General features: G+C 74.0%; 16 protein-coding genes. 8 read left to right on the forward strand and 8 right to left on the reverse strand.

Translation table 11 applies throughout. The features are described from left to right. Positions 1 to 84 precede the first annotated feature (84 nt). Complete coding sequence (locus tag VK501_RS07155; RefSeq protein ID WP_324336083.1) at positions 85 to 489, forward strand: hypothetical protein; 405 nt, start codon at positions 85 to 87, stop codon at positions 487 to 489. Between the two features lie 91 nt (positions 490 to 580). Here VK501_RS07155 and VK501_RS07160 read toward each other — a convergent pair whose 3' ends face one another. Continuing rightward, positions 581 to 1,324 carry a sulfite exporter TauE/SafE family protein gene (locus VK501_RS07160; protein WP_324336085.1) on the reverse strand — a complete coding sequence of 248 codons (744 nt, stop codon included), beginning with the start codon at positions 1,322 to 1,324 and terminating at the stop codon, positions 581 to 583. A 114-nt stretch (positions 1,325 to 1,438) separates the two neighbouring features. Between VK501_RS07160 and VK501_RS07165 the strand changes: the two genes are divergently transcribed. Together VK501_RS07165 and rpiA are read left to right on the forward strand one after the other, a co-directional pair. Beyond that, positions 1,439 to 2,416 (forward strand): ROK family protein, encoded by a 978-nt coding sequence (locus VK501_RS07165; protein ID WP_324336087.1) that lies wholly within the window; start codon positions 1,439 to 1,441, stop codon positions 2,414 to 2,416. Continuing rightward, complete coding sequence (gene rpiA, locus VK501_RS07170; RefSeq protein ID WP_324336089.1) at positions 2,413 to 3,075, forward strand: ribose-5-phosphate isomerase RpiA; 663 nt, start codon at positions 2,413 to 2,415, stop codon at positions 3,073 to 3,075. The genes VK501_RS07165 and rpiA overlap by 4 nt, the downstream gene beginning before the upstream one ends. 3 nt (positions 3,076 to 3,078) lie before the next feature. Here rpiA and VK501_RS07175 read toward each other — a convergent pair whose 3' ends face one another. Further along, positions 3,079 to 4,689 (reverse strand): S8 family peptidase, encoded by a 1,611-nt coding sequence (locus VK501_RS07175; protein WP_324336091.1) that lies wholly within the window; start codon positions 4,687 to 4,689, stop codon positions 3,079 to 3,081. Between VK501_RS07175 and VK501_RS07180 the strand changes: the two genes are divergently transcribed. Both VK501_RS07180 and VK501_RS07185 read left to right on the forward strand, forming a co-directional pair. Beyond that, positions 4,688 to 5,200 carry a GNAT family N-acetyltransferase gene (locus VK501_RS07180; protein ID WP_324336093.1) on the forward strand — a complete coding sequence of 171 codons (513 nt, stop codon included), beginning with the start codon at positions 4,688 to 4,690 and terminating at the stop codon, positions 5,198 to 5,200. The genes VK501_RS07175 and VK501_RS07180 overlap by 2 nt on opposite strands. 47 nt (positions 5,201 to 5,247) lie before the next feature. Next, positions 5,248 to 5,790 (forward strand): DUF1697 domain-containing protein, encoded by a 543-nt coding sequence (locus VK501_RS07185; RefSeq protein ID WP_324336095.1) that lies wholly within the window; start codon positions 5,248 to 5,250, stop codon positions 5,788 to 5,790. 32 nt (positions 5,791 to 5,822) lie between these two features. On the opposite strand, the gene infA is transcribed toward VK501_RS07185, so the two are convergent. The 4 genes from infA to VK501_RS07205 form a co-directional block, all read right to left on the reverse strand. Next, positions 5,823 to 6,044, reverse strand: a complete 222-nt coding sequence (infA, locus tag VK501_RS07190; protein ID WP_027006585.1) for a translation initiation factor IF-1 — start codon at positions 6,042 to 6,044, stop codon at positions 5,823 to 5,825. Positions 6,045 to 6,225: 181 nt separating this feature from the next. Beyond that, entirely contained in the window at positions 6,226 to 7,248 is a 1,023-nt protein-coding gene (locus tag VK501_RS07195) for an acyl-CoA dehydrogenase family protein (RefSeq protein WP_324336100.1), read from the reverse strand. Continuing rightward, a complete protein-coding gene (locus VK501_RS07200; RefSeq protein WP_324336101.1) occupies positions 7,245 to 8,390 on the reverse strand; it encodes an acyl-CoA dehydrogenase family protein in 1,146 nt (381 codons plus the stop codon). Before VK501_RS07200 ends, VK501_RS07195 begins: the two co-directional genes overlap by 4 nt. Before the next feature lie 4 nt (positions 8,391 to 8,394). Further along, a complete protein-coding gene (locus VK501_RS07205) occupies positions 8,395 to 9,150 on the reverse strand; it encodes a TetR/AcrR family transcriptional regulator (RefSeq protein ID WP_324336102.1) in 756 nt (251 codons plus the stop codon). A gap of 100 nt (positions 9,151 to 9,250) precedes the next feature. On the opposite strand from VK501_RS07205, the gene VK501_RS07210 reads away from it, so the two are divergent. Continuing rightward, positions 9,251 to 11,242: an MDR family MFS transporter gene (locus VK501_RS07210; protein WP_324336104.1), complete on the forward strand. Its 1,992-nt coding sequence runs from the start codon at positions 9,251 to 9,253 to the stop codon at positions 11,240 to 11,242. Positions 11,243 to 11,343: 101 nt separating this feature from the next. On the opposite strand, the gene VK501_RS07215 is transcribed toward VK501_RS07210, so the two are convergent. Both VK501_RS07215 and VK501_RS07220 read right to left on the reverse strand, forming a co-directional pair. Next, positions 11,344 to 11,778 (reverse strand): nuclear transport factor 2 family protein, encoded by a 435-nt coding sequence (locus VK501_RS07215; RefSeq protein ID WP_324336106.1) that lies wholly within the window; start codon positions 11,776 to 11,778, stop codon positions 11,344 to 11,346. 98 nt (positions 11,779 to 11,876) lie between these two features. Then, a complete protein-coding gene (locus tag VK501_RS07220) occupies positions 11,877 to 13,091 on the reverse strand; it encodes an ROK family transcriptional regulator (RefSeq protein WP_324336108.1) in 1,215 nt (404 codons plus the stop codon). Positions 13,092 to 13,179: 88 nt separating this feature from the next. On the opposite strand from VK501_RS07220, the gene VK501_RS07225 reads away from it, so the two are divergent. Beyond that, positions 13,180 to 14,151: an ROK family protein gene (locus tag VK501_RS07225; protein ID WP_324336110.1), complete on the forward strand. Its 972-nt coding sequence runs from the start codon at positions 13,180 to 13,182 to the stop codon at positions 14,149 to 14,151. A 43-nt stretch (positions 14,152 to 14,194) separates the two neighbouring features. Beyond that, on the forward strand, positions 14,195 to 15,325 hold the full coding sequence (locus VK501_RS07230) for a sugar ABC transporter substrate-binding protein (protein ID WP_324336112.1): 1,131 nt from the start codon (positions 14,195 to 14,197) through the stop codon (positions 15,323 to 15,325). Positions 15,326 to 15,329: the final 4 nt, after the last annotated feature.

The following is a 15,329-nucleotide window of genomic DNA, read 5'->3' on the forward strand; positions in this document are numbered from 1 at the left end:
GCGGGCGGTGCGCGCCTGCGGTCCGAAGAGCCCGGTGACACCGACCCACGGGACAGGCGAGGCGCCGTGGTCTTCGGGGGATTCTTGGCCGGCATCGTCAACGGCCCGTACCCGCCCGCCTCACCTCCGGAGGACTCCTTGCGCACGACGAGACGTACGAAGTGGACGACGAAGTGCGCTGGCGGCGGGGCGGGCCTGCTCGCCGCATTGGCCATCGCGGCGCCCGGGAGTACGGCAAACGCGCAACCGGCCGCCGACTCGCCGATGGCGGGATTCCCTGCGACACCGGCGCTTCCGCCGCCGGCGACCGCCGCCGCAGACTGGGCCCTGGAGGGCGGGCTGGCGACTGTGCCCGTGCCGGCCGTGCCACTCGGTGGCCGGCTCGTCTTCGGCGGCTATTCCATCGCAAATGTCCTCAACGGTGGCACGTCGGTGGTCGTTGCCAACGGCGGGCCTGTCTACAGCGGCAACGTGATCGCGTCGCCCTGACGTCACTGCAGCCGGCCGCGACGCGTCACCGGCACGGGCGTGCGCGGCCGGCTGCGCACCAGCGCGGTGTCGCAGGGCTCGAGCTGCTGAGTCAGAGCAGCAGCGCGATCGCCACGACCACGCCCAGCGTGATGACCGCGGCGCGCAGCACCGGGTCGGGGAGGCGCCGCGCGACGCCGACGCCGACGCGCCCGCCGACCAGCGTCCCCGCGCCGACGATGAGCGCCGAGAGCCACGCCACCGGCCCGAAGAGCGCCACGGCCACGGCGCTGACGATGGCCACCGTCAGCGAGAGCACCTGCTTGACCGCGTTGAGGCGTTGCAGCGTCTCCTCCAGCGTGAGCCCCAGCGCGGCGAGCAGCACGATGCCCAGACCGGCGCCGAAGTAGCCGCCGTAGATCGACGCGACCCCGACCGAGATGACCAGCTTGCGCGGCGCCGGGTGCGCGTGCGCGGTCGAGACCCAGCGCGCGACGAACGGCTGGAGCGCCAGCAGCGCGCAGGCCAGCAGGACGAGCCACGGCGCCAGGGACGCGAAGAGATCCTGCGGCCCGACCAGCAGCAGCGTCGTGCCGACGACCGCCCCGGCCGCCGCGGCGGCGGCCAGCGTCCGCAGGCGGGTCCGCTGTCCGACCAGCTCGTCCCGCGAGGTGGCCGCCGCGCTGACGTAGCCCGGCAGCGTCGCGACCAGGTTGGTCACGTTGGCCGACAGGGGCGACAACCCCGTGGCCAGCAGGGCCGGGAACGAGACCAGCGACCCACCGCCCGCGACCGCGTTGATCGCGCCGGTCGTCAGACCGGAGGCGGCGAGCAGGGCGGCATCGGCGGCGTCCATCGGCGCGGAAGTCTGCCGGTCCGCGGCCCCGGGAGCCGTCCCCGTGCGTCGTACCGGGCGCCGACGCCGAACTGACGTTGCCAAAGCACCCCCGGTGGGCAAGGGTGCAGGGATATGGCACAGCACGCGCTACGCGGCGGAGTCGACCTCGGCGGGACCAAGATCCAGACGGTGGTGGTCGACGCCGAGCACCAGGTGCTGGGCCAGGCCCGCCGGTCGACGCCGACCGACGGCGGCCCGCCCGACGTGATGGGCGCCATCGAGGAGGCCATGCGCGAGGCGACCGATCAGGCGGGCGTGCCGCCCGGCAACCTGAACGGCGTCGGGATCGGCGCGCCCGGGGCCATCGACGAGGAGTCGGGCTCCCTCGCCCGCGCCGGCAACCTGCCGGGATGGCGCGAGGCGTACCCGCTGGCCTCCGAGCTGGGCGCTCGCCTCGGCACGAGGGTGCTGCTCGGCAACGACGTCCAGGTCGCCACCGACGCGGAGTTCACGCTCGGCGCCGGTCGCGAGTTCGATTCGGTGCTCGGCGTCTTCTGGGGCACGGGCGTCGGCGGCGGGATCGTCCTGGACCGCCGCCCCTGGCTCGGGCGCGGCGCGGCGGGCGAGATCGGGCACGTCGTCGTCAAGCCGCACGGCGCGCACTGCCCGTGCGGGCGGCGCGGCTGCATGGAGGCCTACGCGGGCCGGCGCGCGATGGAGAGCCGCGCTCGCAAGGCGCACGACGAGGGTGAGAAGACGATCCTCTTCAAGCTGATGGAGGAGCGCGGCCGCGACCGGCTGACCAGCGGCGTCTGGTCGCGGGCGATCGAGCGCGGCGACGAGCTCGCGACGCGCCTGGTCGACGAGGCGGTCGCAGCGATGGGCGTCGGCGTCGCGTCGACGTGCAACGTCCTCGACGTCGACGCCGTCATCATCGGCGGCGGGATGGGCGTGCGCTTCGGCGAGCCCTACGCCCGCCGGATCATGGACGCGATGATGCCCCACCTGTTCCACGACGACGCGCCGCCGGCGATGCGGGTCGCCGAGCTGGGCGACCTCGGGGGCGCGCTGGGCGGCGCCCTGCTCGTCGTCGACGCCGTCCCGGCGTGACCGAGGACCTCGAGGCGCTCAAGCGCGCGGCCGCCGAGGCCGCCGCACAGCTCGTGCAGGACGGCATGGCGGTCGGCCTGGGCACCGGCTCGACCGTGCGCCACCTGCTGCCGGCGATCGCCGCGCGACAGCTGCGGGCGGTGCGCTACGTCGCGACGTCGCCCGCGACCGCCGAGCAGGCGATGGCGCTGGGCCTGGCGATCGAGCCGTTCGACACGCTCGACCGGCTGGACCTGGCCATCGACGGAGCCGACCAGGTCGCCGCCGACGGCGCGCTGGTCAAGGGCGGCGGCGGCGCGCACGTGCGCGAGAAGGTCGTGGCCGGGGCGGCCGACCGGTTCGTGGTGATCGTCGACGCGACCAAGGCGGTCGAGGCGCTGGTCGCCCCTGTGCCGCTGGAGCTGCTCGCCTTCGGGCTGCGCGCGACGCTCGCGCAGATCGCTCCGGCCGCCGTGCGCGACGGCGCGGCGCTGAGCCCGGACGGCAACGTCATCGCCGACTACACGGGGCCGGTGGGCGATGCCGCCCCGCTGGCGGCGCGGCTCGACGGCGTGCCGGGCGTCGTGGGCCACGGCCTGTTCGCCGCGGCGATGGTCTCCGACGTGTTCGTCGGCGGGAGCGGAGGCGTCCAGCACCGCACCGTGCGATCGGGCCGCTGACCCCTACCCGCGGGCGAGCTTCAGCGTGTACGGCGCGTCGAACGAGCGCGCGGCCAGGCTCGGCGCGACGATCGCGACGTAGTAGGTCGCGGCCCTGCCGGCGTGGTTGCCGACGCGCACGACGTCGGCGTGGCCGGTGCCGCGCTGCGACTTGGCCAGCGGCGTGGCGGCCAGGGACTTCGCCTTGCCCGGGTACACGCGGAGGTCGGCGTTGCCGGCGCTCGGCGTCAGCGTGAACTTCGCCTGCCGATGCGCCTTGATCCGGACGCGGTAGACGTCGACCGGATCCTCGACGGGATCCACCGCGGCCGTCACCGTCTTGGCCGCGCCGCCGTCCCACAGGTGCTTGTCGGGCTTGGAGAACACCGCGCCGTCGACGAACGAGATGCCGTCGTTGGGCTCCAGCGGGTCGACGGGCGGGGTCGGCGCCTGCAGCGCGGCGGCGAGGTTGACGAGCCCGAAGCCCGTGTCCTTGTCCCAGCCCGGCGCGCCCAGGTCCCGGGCGCTGCGGCGCAGCATGTCGGAGTACTGCCCCGGCTCCAGGCCCGGCCGGGCGCCGATGAGCCACGAGGCGACGCCTGAGACGATCGGCGCCGCGAAGCTCGTGCCGTCGGCGCGGGTGATCCCGTCGGCGGTGCCGTCGAGGTCGAACGCGAGAGGGACCGCGACGGGCACGGACTCGCCCGGCGCGGCGAGGTCGACCGCCGCGTTGGCGGTGGAGAACGAGGCGGCGGCCAGCGTCATGTCCAGCGCGGCGACGCTCAGGACGTGCGGGTAGGCGGCCGGGTAGACGATCGGGTTGCCCGCGCCGAACTCGTTGCCCGCGGCGGCGACCACGAGCGTGTTGGTGGCGAACGCGTCGGCGACCGCCAGCTGGAGCGCGAAGCAGTCCTCGGTGGCCCCGAAGCTGAGGTTCAGCACGCGCGCGCCGCCCTCGGCGGCGGCCAGGATGCCGTTGACCGCCTCGGCGCACGACAGGTCCTTGAGGCCGAACGACAGCAGCGGCGCGCCGGGCATGATGCCGACGACCCCCGTGCCGTTGAGCTGCGCGGCCGCCGCCGAGGCGACCTCGGTGCCGTGCCCGTCGAGCACCTGCGTGGTCGCGCTGCCCTTCAGGAGCCTGGCCTGGGAGACGTCGGGCAGGCTGGCGTCGACGACGTCGTCCACGATGCCGATCGTCCCGGGCGTGGCCGGCGGCACGAGGTCCGGCGCGACGACCGGGCCGCGCGCCCAGCCCGTCTCCAGGCCGTTGCCCTCGTAGGCCGAGCTGCGCGCGACGGCCGTGTCGGCCTGGCTGTAGCGCAGCAGGCCGCGGGCGCGCAGCGCGGCGGCGAGCGCGCGGGCCCGGGCCGCCGGCACGCTGTAGGCCCCGGCCAGCCGCAGCGGGCGTGCGCCGTGGGCGCCGGCGATCCGGTCCGCCGCGGCGCCCGGGCGGGCGCCGACGATCCAGCGCGCCGGGCCGGCGGCGGCGGCGTGCGCGCCCGGCGCGGGAAGCGCGTGGGGCACGTGGTCGGCCGCCTGCCACCGGGGCTCGGCCCCTCCGGCGGGCGCCGCGAGCAGCAGGAGCGCCAAGACGACGACGGCGACGGGATGGGACAGCGTCGTCCGTGGCATGGTCGCGGCAGGGTACCGGAGGGTCGCACCGAAGAAGGCGGGCGTGGAGGAGGCGGCGGGCGTCCGCATCGAGGAGGTTCGGGCCGCGGTCGTGCGTCCGCTGCGCCAGAAGGTGCTGCGCCCGCACCAGACGCTCGCGGACCAGGTCTACCCCGGCGACTCGCCGCCCGGCGCCCGGCACTTCGCGGCGTACGGGAAGGACGATGCGGTGCTGGGCGTGGCGTCGATCTCGCCCGAGCCGTATCCACGAGCCGGCGGGTCGCCCGGCCCGGGCGACCGGCGCATCCGCGGCATGGCGACCGAGCCGGCCGCCCGCAGACGAGGGATCGGCGCCCTGCTGCTGGCCGCCTGCCTCGAGGTCGCCCGCGCCGACGAGGGTGCGACCCGCGTCTGGTGCAACGCACGCTCGGGCGTCCGGGGTTTCTACGAGCGCGAGGGGTTCGTCGCCGACGGCGAGGAGTTCACGCTGCCGGAGATCGGGCCGCACTTCTTGATGTGGTTGGCGGTGTAGGGCATCGCGCCCCGCTCCGGGCGCCGCCGCCGGTTAAGGTCCATCCGATGGAACGCCAGGTCGCGCTGCTGCGCGGGATCAACGTCGGCAAGAGCGCGCGGCTCGGCATGGCCGATCTCCGCGCGCTCCTGCAGGACGCCGGCTACGAGGACGTCAAGACGCACCTGCAGAGCGGCAACGTCGTCCTCACCGCCGACGCGACGGGCGCCGACCTCGAGCGCGCGCTGGAGCTCCTGCTCCGCGATCAGCTCGCGAGCCCGATCCGCGTCGTCGTCCGCAACGCGACGCAGCTGGCCGAGATCGTCGACGCCGACCCGCTGGCCGAGGTCGCCGACAAGCCGTCGCTCAAGCAGGTCAGCTTCCTCGGCGACGAGCTCGACTCCGCGATCGCGAAGGAGCTGGAGGCCGCGGCGCCCGACCTCGCGCCCGAACGACTCGTCGTCCGCGGCCGCGAGATCTACACCTGGCATCCGGACGGGATCCAGTCGTCCCCGACGGCCAAGCTGCTCACCGACAAGCGGCTGCAGACGACCGTCACCGCCCGGAACTGGAACACCGTCACGAAGCTCCTGGAGCTCGTGACGGCGTAGCCGCTGCGCGATCGCGAGGGATCGCCCGGCGGCTACTTCATCCGGTAGACGATCCGCCCGCGGGTGAGGTCGTACGGGCTGACCTCGACGCGCACGCGGTCGCCCGGGAGCACGCGGATGCGGTTGCGGCGCATCTTGCCGGCGAGGTGCGCCAGCACCTCGTGGTCATCCATGTCGAGCTGGATGCGGAACAGCAGGTTCGGCAGGGACTCCACGACTTCGCCTTCGAGGGCGACCTTGTCTTCTACGGCCATGCGGCCTCCTTCAACGTTCGAGATTGCGCACGCGCGAAGAAGCGCCGCGAAGGCCGCGGCCGGTCGAACCTCATCGCGCCGAGAGGGTGGAAACCGCGCGGGAACACGGGATCCGACACTCATTGTACCCCGCCTGAGCGCCGGATCCCACCCAACTGGCCGGTCGGCCAGCGAAACCCGCCTATGCGGCAGCCGGCTGCAGGCGCGCCGCCAGCAACCTGGCCAGGCGCGCGCGATGCACGCCCGAGCCGCCCAGCCAGGCCGCGTCGACCTGGGCCCGCTTGTAGAGCCAGTGCACGTCGGCCTCCCAGGTGAAGCCGATGCCGCCGTGGGCCTGGATCGCCGACGCCGTCACGTCGCGGCCGCCGTCGGAGGCCGCCGCCTTGGCCAGCGAGGACGCCTCGGCGAGGAAATCGGCCCCACCCACCCCCGCGTCGGCCGCCCAGGCGGCGAAGTACGTGGCCGACCGCGCCCCCTCGGTGTCCTTGAGCATCTGCGCGCACTTGTGCGAGACCGCCTGGTAGGCGCCGACCGGCGTGTCGAACTGCTTGCGGTCCTTGACGTAGGCCAGCGTCATCTCGAGCGCCCGCTGCGCGACGCCGACCAGCTCGGCGGCCACGACCACGGTCGCGCGGTCGACGGCCGCCGCGGAGTCGCCGCCCAGCGGCTCGCCGTTGGTTGGTGGTGCGTAGACCCGCGCGGCGCGCCGCGTGGGGTCGATCGAGTCGACCGGCGTGACGTCGGCCTCGGCCCGGGACAGCACGCGCGCCACGCCGTCCTCGCCGATCAGGACGATCACGGCCGCCGCATCGGCGTCGGGCACGAGCCCGTCGACCGAGCCCAGCGTGCCGGTCGCCTCGCCGGAGGCCAGCAGCGGCAGCCACCGCGCCTGCTGCTCGGGCGTCCCGGCGACGCCGATGGCCTCCGCGGCCGCGACGGTCGCCAGGAACGGCGACGCCGCCACGGCGTAGCCCAGCTCCTCGCTCAGGATCGCCAGCTCGACGGCGCCGAGCCCCTGGCCGCCGTGCTCCTCGGCGATCGCGATGCCCGGCCAGCCGAGCTCGACGAGCTCCTTCCACAGGCCGTCGTCGTAGGACTTGGCCTCGGCCGCCGCGCGGACCTTCGCGAGCGACGAGCGGCTGCCCAGCAGCTCGCGCGCCGTCTTCTTGATCTCGTGCTGGTCCTCGGTGAAGTCGAAGTTCATGCTGCCCCCTTCAGTCGCGGCAGGCCGAGCACGCGCTCGGCGACGATGTTCTTGAGGATCTCGGTCGTCCCGCCCTCGATGGTGTTGCCGCGCGAGCGCATCAGCTCGTAGGCCCAGCGGTTGCCCGCCGTCAGCGCGTCGGCGCCGAGGAGGTCGGCGGCGAACTGCGCGAGCTCCTGGTTGGTCTCCGACCACATCCACTTGGTCAGCGAGCCCTCCGGGCCCGGCGTGCCGTACTTCTCGATCGTGGTCAGGCCGCGGTAGGCCGTCAGGCGCAGGATCTCGGCCTTCATGTGCAGGTACCCGAGCCTGTCGGCGACGACCGCATCGTCCAGCAGCCCACGCTGCGCCGCCTCCTCGATCAGCTCGTCGAGCAGCTGGCGCAGGCGCACCTGGAGGAAGAACGCCAGTCCGGAGCGCTCGTTCATCAGCGTCGTCAGCGCCACCTTCCAGCCGTTGCCGATTCCGCCCAGGACGTTCTCGTCGGGGATCCGCGCGCCGTCGATGAACAGCTCGTTGAACTCGGGCTCGCCGGTGATCTGCACGAGCGGGCGGATCTCCACGCCCTCCTGCTCCATGTCCATCAGGAAGTAGGTCAGGCCCTTGTGCTTCGGCGCGTCGAAGTCGGTGCGGGCGACCAACATGCACCACTTGGAGTGCTGCGCGCCGGAGGTCCAGACCTTCTGGCCGGTGACGACCCACTCATCGCCGTCCTTTACCGCCTTGGTCTTCAGCGCGGCGAGGTCGGAGCCGGCGTCGGGCTCGCTGAAGCCCTGGCACCAGACCTCGTCGGCGGTCAGGATTGGCGAGAGGTAGCGCTCCTTCTGCTCGTCGGTCCCGTAGGTCATGATCGTCGGGCCGGCCAGCAACAGGCCCAGGACGTTGGCCGGCAGCGGTGCGCGGGCCCGGCCCAGCTCCTCGAAGAAGATGGCCGACTCGGTCATCGTCGCGCCGCGCCCGCCGTACTCGCGCGGCCAGTGGACGCCGGCCCAGCCGCCCTCGGCCAGGCGGCGCTGCCAGTCGCGGCGCCAGGCGTAGGCGGCGTCGTCGCCGGACGGCTCGACGCCGGGGTCGTTGGTCGCGAACCAGGCGCGCAGCTCGTCGCGGAACGCGGCCTCGGAGTCGGAGAAGGTCAGGTCCATGGGGTCAGGAGGCTCCCTCGGGAGTGGTCGGGTCGATGGCCGCGGCGAACCCCCGCGATGCGGGAAACGGCACTTGTGCCGCGCCTTCGAGGAAGGCGACGGCCGTGAGCGTCAGCTCGTCGGTGAGGTCGGGCAGCTGCGCCAGCGCGCCGGCGCGCACCCTGGCGCACACGAGCTGGTCGACGCCGGCCGACAGGATGAAGAGGGCGTCGTCGGAGGGCATCCGCAGCTCGGGGCGCTCGCGCAGGGAGGCCCTCCGCCCACCGGCTTTCGCGTTCTCTTCCTCCCGTTCGCGCAGGGCGGCGCGGAACGAGGAGCGGTAGCGATCGGCGAAGGCGCGCAGCGCGGCGTCGCGCTCGGCGCCCGCGCGCGGGCCCGCGAGGTGTACCTCGAAGAGGTGGGTGCGGGCGAAGCGCGGCTCGCCGGCGAGCGTCTCGAGGTAGGAGCGCAGGCCGGTGCGCAACCGGGCGACCCAGTCGCCCTGCTCGGCGCGGATCGCGGCGCGGATGCGCTCGACGATGACGTCGATGCCGTACTTGTAGGCCTCCAGGAAGCACTCCTCCTTGGAGGCGAACTGCGCGTAGAACGTGCCACGCGAGACGCGGCCGGCGCGCACGACGTCGGCGACCGTCGCGGCGGCGTAGCCCTTCTCGGCGACCGCCTGGATCATCCCCTCGACCAGCCGCGCCCGCTGCGAGCCGCGGGCGTCCAGCTGATGCCCGACATCGGGATGGGCGGCAACGAGGGACGGGTCTGCCACGAGGTCCCGTACCTTAGAGGTACGGGACCGTACCCGCAAGGTACGGGCCCGGTCCGGGGGCTGACCGGCTCCGTTGACGGGTAGAAGGAGGAGCCGTCCCATGGCCGCCAGCGCCGCCGACCCCGCCATCTCCCCCGTCCCCGATCACCGCCGCGTGCTGGTCGTCGCCAGCGGCCTGATGCTCGTCATGCTGCTGGCGTCGCTGGACCAGACGATCGTCTCCACGGCGCTGCCGACGATCGTCGGCGACCTCGGCGGGCTGGCGCACATCTCGTGGGTGGTCACCGCCTACCTGCTGGCGATCACCGCGGTGACGCCGCTGTACGGCAAGCTCGGCGACCTCTACGGCCGCAAGGTCGTCCTGCAGGGTGCACTGGTCCTCTTCCTGATCGGCTCGGCGCTCTGCGGCCTCGCGCAGGGCATGACCGAGCTGATCGTCTTCCGCGCGATCCAGGGCCTCGGCGGCGGCGGGCTGATGGTGAGCGCCCAGGCGGCGATCGGCGACGTCGTCGCCCCCAGCGAGCGCGGCCGCTACTCCGGGCTGTTCGGCGCGGTGTTCGGCGTCTCCAGCGTGGCCGGCCCGCTCATCGGCGGCTTCCTGACGACGCACGTCTCGTGGCGCGCGATCTTCTACGTCAACCTGCCCCTCGGAGCCCTCGCCTTCGCCGTGCTGGCGGTCACGCTGCCCTCCGTCGCAGAGCGGCGCCGGCACCAGGTCGACTACGCCGGGACCGCGCTGCTCGCGCTCGGGCTGAGCGCGCTCATCCTCGCCACGAGCCTCGGCGGCAACACCTACGCCTGGGCGTCGCCCGAGATCGTCGGGCTGGGGATCGCGTGCGTGGTGTCGCTCGTCGCGCTCGGCTTCGTCGAGCAGCGCGCCGCCGAGCCGATCCTTCCGCCGTCGCTGTTTCGCAACCGCGTCTTCGTCGTGTGCGCGGCCGTGAGCCTCGTCGTCGGCTTCGCGCTGTTCGGCGCGCTCACCTACCTGCCGCTCTTCCAGCAGGTCGTGCGCGGGCTGAGCCCGACCGCGTCCGGGCTGCAGCTGATCCCGGTGATGGGCGGCCTGCTGACCTCCTCGATCATCTCGGGCCAGATCATCTCGCGCACCGGCCGCTACAAGGCCTGGCCGATCGCGGGCACGGCGATCGCCGCGCTGGGCCTGTGGATGTTGTCGTCGTTGGACCAGACGACCTCGACGGGCGCCGCGGCGCTGCACATGCTCGTGCTGGGCCTCGGCCTCGGGATGGTCATGCAGGTGCTCGTCCTGGCGGTCCAGAACTCGGTGTCCTACGAACAGCTCGGCGTCGCCACGTCGGGCGCGACGCTGTTTCGCTCGATCGGCGGCTCGCTCGGCACCGCGGTGCTCGGCGCGATCTTCACGGGCCGCCTGACGCACGAGCTCTCCGCCAAGCTGCCGTCCAGCGGCGGCGCCGTGGAGGGCGGCGTGAACCCCGCGCAGATCGGCCGGCTGCCCCAGCCGATCCACGACGCCTACATCTCTGCGTTCACCGACGCGCTGCACGTGGTCTTCCTCGTCGCCACGGCCGTCGTGGTGGTCGCGTTCCTGCTCTCGTGGCTGATCGAGGAGCGCCCGCTGCGCGCGACGGTCGAGACCACCAACATCGGCGAGTCCTTCGGCGCGCCCGTCGACACCGACTCGCTGCGCGAGATCACGCGCGCCCTGGCCCGCGCGGTCGGGCGCGACCGCACGCTGGACTTCCTGACGCGCGCCACGGCGCACGCCGGCGTCGACCTCTCCCCCAGCGCCTCGTGGCTGCTGCTGCGCGGCGGCGCGTCGCACGCCCCGCCGCTGCCGGAGCTCCGCACGCTGCCGAACGTCGACACGGTGGCGTTCGACCGCGCGCTCACCGAGCTGCTCGAGCGGCGCCTCGTCGCCGGCGGCGTGCTGACGCCGGCCGGCCACGCGGTGCGCGACCAGCTCGTCGCCGCGCGCACCGACTGCCTGCGAGCGCTCATCGAGGACTGGGAGCCCTACCGGCACCCGGAGCTCGACCCGCTGCTGGAGCGCCTGTCGGCCGAGCTGGCCGAGCCGCCGCGCACCAACGCGCGCGCCGCGACCACGCCCTCCTAGGAGACTGTGTCGCTATCGCGACTGGGGACCCACCTCCGGCGGCGACGGCTGGCCGTCGCGGCCTCGGCCTCGCTGGCCGCCTACGGCACCCCTAGCGGCAGCTACAGCCCGCCCTCGCCCGGCGTCACGCGCAGATCCGCCTCCTCGATCCGCTCGTCGTTGATGCTCGCGAAGCGGCGGGCCATCAGGCCGCCGGCGTCGAACTCCCACAGCTCGTTGCCGTGGGAGCGCCACCACTGGCCGTCGGCGTCGCGGCTCTCGTACTCGAAGCGCACGGCGATGTGGTCGCCGGTGAACGCCCAGAGCTGCTTGCGGAGGCGATAGTCGCGCTCGCGCTCCCACTTGCCGGCCAGGAACACGCGGATCTCGTCGCGACCGCGCAGGAACTGGTCGCGGTTGCGCCACTCGGAGTCCTCCGTGTAGGCGAGCGCCACGCGGTCGGGGTCGCGGGTGTTCCACGCGTCCTCGGCCGCCTGGACCTTCGCGGCCGCGGTCTCGGCCGTGAACGGGGGGCGGATGTCGGTCGGCTTGGGCATCCCTACAGCTTGACCACCAGCGCCAGGGGCGAGCGTCGAGGGACGACTGAATCTCGCTGTACGAGATTCAGTCGTCCCTCGACGCTCGTTGGGCGGGCTCAGCCGGCCCGGCCGTCGCCCGCGCGCTCCTGGAAGACCACGTCGCGGGCGGCGTCCAGGGCCGTGGCGATCGCGCCGAGGACGATCGCCTCGGAGCCCAGCTCGGACAGCACGACCGGCGGGCGCAGCGGCGTGAGGCGCTGCACCGCGGTCTCCAGCAGCGGCAGCAGGACGGCGGCGTTGGCGCCGATCCCGCCGCCGAGGACGACGAGCGCGGGATCGACGATCGCCGCGACGGCCGCGACGACGACCGCGAGGCGCTGCGCCTCGGCCGCGACGGTCGCCAGCGCCGTCGGGTCCCCGGCCGTGGCCGCGTTGAAGATCCGCTCGGCGGTCAGCGTGCCGCGCAGGCCCATCGCGCGGCCGGTCCGCACGACGCCGCCGGCCGCCGCGGCCTCCTCGAGCGCGCCGCCGCGCGCGCGGCTCGGCCCGGGGGCGTCGGCGCCCAGGCCGCCGCCGGCCAGCGGCAGGAACCCGACCTCGCCGGCGGCGCCGCGGGCCCCGCGGTACAGCTCGCCGCCGACGACGATCCCCATGCCGATGCCCGTGCCGATCGACAGGTAGACGAAGTCGTCGACGTCCCGCCCGCGGCCGTAGGCGCGCTCGCCCAGCGCGGCCAGGTTGGTGTCGTTGTCGATCGCCAGGCTCGGGGTCAGCGCGGCGCGCAGCTCGCCGACCAGGCCCGGGCGGCTCCAGCCCGGCAGGTTGGCCGCGTAGCGCAGCCGCTCGGTGCCGGGATCGAGCACGCCCGGGCTGCCGACGACCGTGTGGACGACGTCGTCCCACGCGACGCCGGCGCCCGCCACGACCTCGTGCGCGAGGTCGTGCACGCGGCCCACCAGCGCGGAGGCGCTGCGGGCGCGGCTGCGCTCGTCGCGCCGCCCGACCACCTCGCCGCCGAGATCGGCGACCGCCACGCGGACCCAGGTGCGCCCGATGTCGACGCCCGCGACGTACGCCGCGGTGGTGTCCAGCTCGTAGAGCAGGGCCGACCGGCCGCGCTCGCCGAGCCGCTGCCCGGCGGCCCGCACGAGCCCGGCGCGCTCGAGGTTGGACAGTGCCTGGCCGACGGTCGGCTTGGAGAGCCCGGTGCCGTGCGCCAGCTCGGTCCGCGACCGCGGCCCCTCGGCGCGCAGCCGTTCGAGCACGGCGCGCTCGTTGATCGCCCGGAGCAGGCGCGGGCGCCCCGGTCGCAGGTGCTCGTCGGCCGACACCGCGCAGAGCGTACACGCCATTTCGCAAGGAACCTGACGAACCCGCTTGACGTCGCGCGCATTCGGAAAGTAGGTTTCCTATCTCCGGATGACGCCCAACTCCTCCTCCCCCGACTTCGTCGTCGCCCTTGACTTCGGCGGCACCAAGCTCGACGTCGCCACCGCGACGCTGGACGGCCGTCTCATCGCGTCCGAGCGCCTGCAGACCGACGCGGACGGCGGCGCCCACCAGGCCGTCGAGCGCGCGCTGGAGTGCGCCCGCTCGCTCGGCGACGCCGCCACCGCGGCCACCGGCGGCCGGCTCGTCGCGGCCGCCGCGTCGAGCCCCGGCATCGTGCTCGACGACCGCATCCTGCTGGCCCCCAACGTCCCCGGGTGGACCGAGCTCCCGCTGGCCGCCCGCCTGCGCGAGGGCCTCGACCTCGCGACCGTCGTCACCGAGACCGACGTCAAGGCCGCCGCGCTGGCCGAGTCGCGCTGGGGCGCGCTGCGGGGCGCCGATCCCGGCGTCTTCCTCAGCCTCGGCACCGGCATCGCGGCGGGCATCGTCGTCGGCGGCCGCGTGCTCCACGGCGCCAACGGGGCCGCCGGCGAGATCGGCTACGCGCTGCGCGGCGTGCACGACGACGCGGGCGCCGCGAACGGCCGGGCGCCGCTGGAGGAGTACGCCGGCGGACGCGCGATCGGCGAGCGCGGCAGCCGCCTGCTCGGGCGGCCGGTGAGCGCCGCGGACCTGTTCACGCGCGCCGAGACCGACCTCGACGCGCGGATGCTCGTCGACGAGACGCTGGCCGAGCTGGCCGTCCACGTCGCCAACCTCGCCGTGCTGGTCGATCCCGCGCGCATCGCGGTCGGCGGCGGGCTGATGAACAGCTCCACGCTGATCCTCGCCGCGCTGCGCCGCCGCGTCCGCCAGGCCGTCCCCTTCCCACCCGAGGTCGTCGCGGCGCAGTTCGTCCACGACGCGCCCCTGCGCGGCGCGATCGCGCTGGCGATCGACGCCAGCCGGCATGCCGGCGTCCCCGCGCCGGCCGCCATCGCACCGGAGGCGACCGCATGAGCGGCCACCGAGACCCACTGATGCACGAGGAGGAGCAGCACCCATGAGACTCACCCCCAGAAGTGCGTTGACCGCGCTGGCGTGCGTGGCGGCGACGGCGGGCCTGGCGGCCTGCGGAAGCGACGACAGCAGCAAGGGCTCCGGCACGACGAGCACCGCGACGGCGGCGTCCAGCAGCGGGAAGGGCGGCTCCATCGCGCTGCTGCTCCCCGAGACCAAGACGACGCGCTACGAGCTGCACGATCGTCCGAGCTTCGTGGCCAAGGTCCAGGCCCTCTGCCCGGACTGCACGATCGACTACGCCAACGCCAACCAGGACCCGGTCCGCCAGCAGCAGCAGGCGGAGGCCGCGATCACCAAGGGCGCCAAGGTCCTCGTGCTCGACGCCGTCGACGCCAAGACCGCCGTGGCAACGGTCAACCGCGCCAAGGCGGCGAACATCCCGGTCATCGCCTACGACCGCCTGATCACCGGCGCGCCGATCAGCTACTACGTGTCGTTCGACAACGTGAAGGTCGGCAAGCTGCAGGCCCAGACGCTCGTCGACAAGATCGGCGCCGCGGGCAAGGGCAAGTCGGTGGTCATGATCAACGGCTCCCCGACCGACCCGAGCGCCGGCGACTACAAGAAGGGCGCGCACTCCGTGCTCGACACCGCCGACGTCAAGATCGGCAAGGAGTACGACACGCCCGACTGGTCGCCGGACAAGGCCCAGCGCGAGATGGAGCAGGCGATCACCGCGCTCGGCAAGAGCCAGATCGTCGGCGTGTACTCCGCCAACGACGGCATGGCCGGCGGCGCGATCGCCGCGATGAAGGGCAACGGCGTCGACCCCAAGACGCTGCCCGTCACGGGTCAGGACTCCGAGCTCGCGGCCATCCAGCGCATCCTCGCCGGCGAGCAGTTCATGACCATCTACCTGGCGATCAAGAAGCAGGCCGAGACCTCGGCCGAGATCGCCGTCGCCCTCGCGCAGGGCAAGCCGGTCCCCTCAGGCCTGGTCAACGCGAAGACCGACAACCAGTCGGGGCAGGTCCCGTCGGTGCTGCTGGCCCCGACCGCGGTGACCAAGGACAACATCAAGGACACGATCATCGCCGACGACTTCCTCAAGGCGTCGGAGATCTGCACCGGCAAGTACGCCTCCGCCTGCATGGCGGCCGGCATCCAGTAGCTCC

This window comes from Baekduia sp. (assembly GCF_035318805.1).
Lineage (GTDB): Bacteria > Actinomycetota > Thermoleophilia > Solirubrobacterales > Solirubrobacteraceae > Baekduia.

Bases quoted from the DNA above. Each gene is read 5' to 3' on its own strand.
- VK501_RS07160 (WP_324336085.1), bottom strand. From the start codon at position 1,324: ATGGACGCCGCCGATGCCGCCCTGCTCGCCGCCTCCGGTCTGACGACC.
- VK501_RS07165 (WP_324336087.1), top strand. From the start codon at position 1,439: ATGGCACAGCACGCGCTACGCGGCGGAGTCGACCTCGGCGGGACCAAG.
- VK501_RS07180 (WP_324336093.1), top strand. From the start codon at position 4,688: ATGGTCGCGGCAGGGTACCGGAGGGTCGCACCGAAGAAGGCGGGCGTG.
- VK501_RS07175 (WP_324336091.1), bottom strand. From the start codon at position 4,689: ATGCCACGGACGACGCTGTCCCATCCCGTCGCCGTCGTCGTCTTGGCG.
- VK501_RS07185 (WP_324336095.1), top strand. From the start codon at position 5,248: ATGGAACGCCAGGTCGCGCTGCTGCGCGGGATCAACGTCGGCAAGAGC.
- infA (WP_027006585.1), bottom strand. From the start codon at position 6,044: ATGGCCGTAGAAGACAAGGTCGCCCTCGAAGGCGAAGTCGTGGAGTCC.
- VK501_RS07195 (WP_324336100.1), bottom strand. From the start codon at position 7,248: ATGAACTTCGACTTCACCGAGGACCAGCACGAGATCAAGAAGACGGCG.
- VK501_RS07200 (WP_324336101.1), bottom strand. From the start codon at position 8,390: ATGGACCTGACCTTCTCCGACTCCGAGGCCGCGTTCCGCGACGAGCTG.
- VK501_RS07210 (WP_324336104.1), top strand. From the start codon at position 9,251: ATGGCCGCCAGCGCCGCCGACCCCGCCATCTCCCCCGTCCCCGATCAC.
- VK501_RS07215 (WP_324336106.1), bottom strand. From the start codon at position 11,778: ATGCCCAAGCCGACCGACATCCGCCCCCCGTTCACGGCCGAGACCGCG.
- VK501_RS07225 (WP_324336110.1), top strand. From the start codon at position 13,180: ATGACGCCCAACTCCTCCTCCCCCGACTTCGTCGTCGCCCTTGACTTC.
- VK501_RS07230 (WP_324336112.1), top strand. From the start codon at position 14,195: ATGAGACTCACCCCCAGAAGTGCGTTGACCGCGCTGGCGTGCGTGGCG.